Below are 4,567 nucleotides of genomic sequence, written 5' to 3'. Positions count from 1 at the left end.
ACGGAAGATCGAAATCATGGACACCACCCTCCGGGATGGTGAACAAACCTCCGGCGTATCGTTTACCGATCAGGAGAAGCTCAAGATAGCTCGGTTGTTGTTGGAAGAGCTAAAGGTCGACCGCATTGAAATTGCCTCTGCGCATGTTTCGGAGGGAGAGTTCACGGCGGTCAAGAAGATCATGGATTGGGCCAAAGAAAAAGGTTACATCGATCGAATTGAAATCCTGGGCTTTGTGGATGGAGATCGTTCCCTGAACTGGATGCGGGGTTCTGGCGCCAAAGTGCTGAACTTACTGACCAAGGGCTCGGAGCGTCATTGTACTCAACAATTGCGCAAAACGAAGGAAGAACACCTCAGCGACATCCTGGATGTGCTGGGCCGCGCTGAAAAAATCGGCATTCGTTCCAATGTTTACCTTGAAGACTGGTCCAATGGGATGCGCACCTCCCCCGAGTATGTGTATTATCTGCTGACGGGGTTGAGCAAGGCACCCGTGCACCGCATTTTGTTGCCCGATACCCTGGGTATCCTCAACCCGGATGAATCTTTTGCTTTTTGCAACGATGTGATCCAGCGCTTTCCGAGTTTGAGTTTTGATTTTCACGCCCACAACGACTACGATTTGGCTACAGCCAACGTCATGGCTGCTGTAAAAGCTGGGGTTGCAGGAGTACACGTGACGCTCAATGGCTTGGGAGAACGGGCGGGCAATGTTTCCTTGTCCAGCGTAGTTGGGGTTTTAAAAGACCATTTGCACTGCGAGGTTTCTGTGGATGAAAAGAAATTGTACTCTGTGAGCAAACTCGTTGAGTCCTACTCCGGTGTACGTATTCCTACCAATAAACCCATCGTGGGAGAGTTCGTGTTTACCCAGACGAGTGGCATCCACGCCGATGGGGATCAGAAAGGCAACCTCTACCACAACGACCTCAACCCGGAGCGTTTCAACCGCAAACATTCCTATGCTCTGGGCAAAATGGCGGGAAAATCCAGCATTCGCAAGAACCTGGAAGAACTGGGCATCGAACTCGATCAGGAATCCATGCGCCTCGTCACCAAGGCAGTTAACGAATTGGGCGACCGCAAAGAGGTGGTAACCCAGGAGGATTTGCCCTACATCATCGCCGATGTATTGGAAAAACAAACCCTGGAACAGCGGGTACGTATCCGCAACTATGCGCTTTCGGTTGCCGCAGGTTTGCGGTCGGTAGCTACTTTGAGCATCGAAATTGATGGCAAAACCTATGAGCGCACCGCCGATGGCGATGGCCAATACGATGCCTTTATGAGTGCATTGCGCCAGATTTATCAAAGCCTGGGCAAAAACCTGCCCCGCTTGATCGATTATGTGGTTACCATTCCACCCGGCGGAAAAACAGACGCACTTTGCCACACCGCAATTACCTGGCAGCAGAATGAGGGTAGGCCATTCAAAACCAGTGGTTTGGACTCGGATCAGGCCATTGCCGCCATCAAGGCAACAATCAAAATGTTGAATCTTATCGAAAACCAATAATCAATGAAATTCACTATCGCAAAACTTCCTGGCGACGGCATTGGTCCGGAAGTGGTGGCTCAGGCCGTAAAAGTATTGGAAGCCGTTGGCACTAAGTTTGGGCATGAATTTGATTTTCAATTTGGCATCACCGGAGCCCATGCCATCGATGAAGTAGGGGAGCCTTACCCCGAAGCAACCCACCAGATTTGTATGAATTCCGATGCAGTACTTTTTGGTGCCATCGGTGACCCTAAATACGACAATGACCCTAAAGCGAAGGTGCGTCCTGAGCAAGGTTTGTTGGCCATGCGCAAAAAACTGGGCTTGTATGCCAATATCCGCCCGATCAACACTTTTCAATCCCTGATTCACAAATCACCACTGCGCCCCGATCTGGTCGAAGGTGCTGATTTTGTGGTAATCCGCGAATTGACCGGCGGTATCTACTTTGGCGAGCCACGCGGCCGCAGCGAAAATGGCGAAAAAGCCTACGACACCTGCGTGTACAGCAAGGAAGAAGTAACCCGGATCACCAAATTGGGCTTCGAGTACGCCCGCCTGCGCAACAAACGTATGACCGTAGTGGACAAAGCCAACGTATTGGCAACTTCTCGCTTGTGGAGAGAAACCGTACAGGGCATGGTGGCTGATTATCCAGATGTGGAGGTCGATTACATGTTTGTGGACAACGCGGCCATGCAAATCATCCAGTGGCCGAAGAAGTTTGACGTGATGCTCACCGAAAACATGTTTGGTGATATTCTTTCTGACGAAGCGAGTGTAATTACGGGTTCATTGGGCTTGTTGCCTTCTGCATCCGTGGGTATCCATACTTCAGTGTTTGAACCCATCCACGGTTCTTACCCTCAGGCTGCTGGAAAAGACATTGCCAACCCAATTGGTACAGTACTTTCTGCTGCATTGATGCTGGAATTGGGCCTCAAATTGCCCGCCGAAGCCAAAGCTGTACGTGATGCAGTTGATGCTTCCCTGGCAGCAGATGCGGTTACGGAAGACATTGCTACCGATAAATCCAAGGCCTTCAAAACTTCACAGGTGGGAGATTGGTTGGCGGAATATATTTTGAAGTGAAAAGTGAAAAGTGAAAAGTGAGCTTATCTATTAGCTTTTCATTTTTCACTTTAACACTATTCACTAAAAAAAGGGAGACTCCTTTGCCTCCCTCCATAGCAGGCCTCTCAAAAGAGGCTGATAACTCCAAAAAACCTGCTACCTCATTTATAGGTGTTTACGTTTAGGTGTTTGATCATCAACAATCGTGAACATAAGACCGCAGAAATTTGCAAAAGGTCGCATAAAAAGCCGCATTTATCTGCCGATTTGCAATTTTTCCTGACCAATCCCTGATTTCAGCGGATAAAAAAATTGATTTTGCGCATTTCGAATGAACAAGTATCGGCTATTTGTACGGCTGCTGCCCAGGTGTTGCAGGAGTCACGTTTTGCTGATCAGGCGATTGAGCGGCAACTGAAAGAGCATCAACATTGGACCATCGCCGAACAAGGTTTTGTTGCCGAGCAGGTTTATGCCCTAATCCGCTATTATCGCCTACTTTGTGTGGTAAGTGAAAAAACTCCGCTGGTGCTTGAGGATTGGGAATATTTGCTTGGAGCTTCCCTGATTTTGCAAAAACATCCAGCTGGAGCCCAATTTCAATTTCTCTCCAAAGAACGAATTCTCGCTGCCTACCATAATATAGGTGATCAACGTGCCCTGAAGGAATCGATCCCAGATTGGCTGGATGTCTTGGGACAAGCAGAGTTGGGAGAGAAATGGGCTGCAACCATCCATGCTCTAAATGAACTGCCCCATTTGGTACTACGGGTGAATCGGCTTAAAACGGATGCAGCAACGCTATTGAAAGATTTGGCCAAACACCAAATTTATGGCCGGGCCATTCAGGATGACGCTGTATTGATCGAACAAAGGGGTAAAATGTTTAGCACCCCGGCGTTTCGCAATGGCTGGTTTGAACTCCAGGATTTCTCCTCTCAGCAGGTAGCACCCTTTTTGGAAGTTCAGCCCGGCATGCGGGTCATTGATGCCTGTGCAGGCAATGGGGGCAAAACCCTTCATCTCGCAGCTTTGATGCAAAACAAAGGCCGCATCATTGCTTTGGACACTGATGCCAAAAAGCTGGAGCAACTCCGCCTGCGCGCTCGCCGGGCGGGTGTGAGCATCATCGAAACGCGGCAAATAGAATCAAGTAAAACCATCAAACGCCTGGCACAATCCGCAGATCGGGTGCTTCTGGACGTTCCTTGTAGCGGCCTGGGCGTATTGCGCCGCAACCCCGATACCCGTTGGCGATTGTCGCCCGAACACCTTAATACTATATATGGTGTACAAAGAGACATTTTGGAACGCTATGGCAAACTGTGTAAACCGGATGGCAAAATGGTTTATGCTACCTGTAGCATCTTACCCTCCGAAAACCAGCTGCAGGTAGATAGCTACATTAATAAGGTAAGGGAGACGTATACCCTGGAAGCCAGCCGCAGCATCTTACCCCAGGACGAAGGTTTTGACGGCTTCTATATGGCTCGGTTAATTAGCCATTAACGCACCCCCTCTTTATGGGGTTGACAAGAATGAACTTGTATTCTACCTTTGATATCGTTTTACAACAAATTGGTACATCAAGGTAGTTAAATTATAGGGGGGCCGCTTTTCGGCCCCTTTTCTTTTGTATCAATCAGTTTTTTAGAAAAAAACCACACTTTTTTACTCCCACCTCTTGCGCCTAATTTAAGAAAGACTTAACTTTATAGTCCTTGTAAAAATCACCACACTTTAACATTCAGCTGTTTAGACTTTGATGGAGAAATTTCTTGAGATTTTTTTCCAATAAAGCTTGTATGAATAAAAAGTAGGTTCTACTTTTGCATCCGCTTTGAAAGCAAGGCGATAAGGTAAGAGACAGAAGGAATTGATTTCGAGCTTTAAAAAAGGCCTGAAAAAAAACTTCAAAAAAACTTGCCAAAAAATTTGGAGTAAAGCTAGCAAGTGTTGTACATTTGCATCCGCTTTGGAAAGCAGGGCAAA

3 protein-coding genes are annotated in these 4,567 nt (G+C 47.8%); all 3 read left to right on the top strand.

What is annotated here, in order from left to right; all coding sequences use genetic code 11:
• On the top strand, window positions 1-1,519 hold a 1,519-nt coding region (locus SFV55_RS03260; protein ID WP_320028026.1), incomplete at its 5' end, for an alpha-isopropylmalate synthase regulatory domain-containing protein.
• 3 nt (window positions 1,520-1,522) lie between these two features.
• Window positions 1,523-2,593 carry a 3-isopropylmalate dehydrogenase gene (leuB, locus tag SFV55_RS03255; protein ID WP_320028025.1) on the top strand — a complete coding sequence of 357 codons (1,071 nt, stop codon included), beginning with the start codon at window positions 1,523-1,525 and terminating at the stop codon, window positions 2,591-2,593.
• A 300-nt stretch (window positions 2,594-2,893) separates the two neighbouring features.
• Window positions 2,894-4,084, top strand: coding sequence for an RsmB/NOP family class I SAM-dependent RNA methyltransferase (locus SFV55_RS03250; RefSeq protein ID WP_320028024.1), 1,191 nt, complete (start codon window positions 2,894-2,896; stop codon window positions 4,082-4,084).
• Window positions 4,085-4,567 lie beyond the last annotated feature (483 nt).

The sequence above is a fragment of the Haliscomenobacter sp. genome (genome assembly GCF_033763495.1).
GTDB lineage: Bacteria > Bacteroidota > Bacteroidia > Chitinophagales > Saprospiraceae > Haliscomenobacter.
The sequence above is the reverse complement of the archived record's forward strand: the minus strand, read 5'-3'. Positions and strand labels throughout refer to the sequence as shown.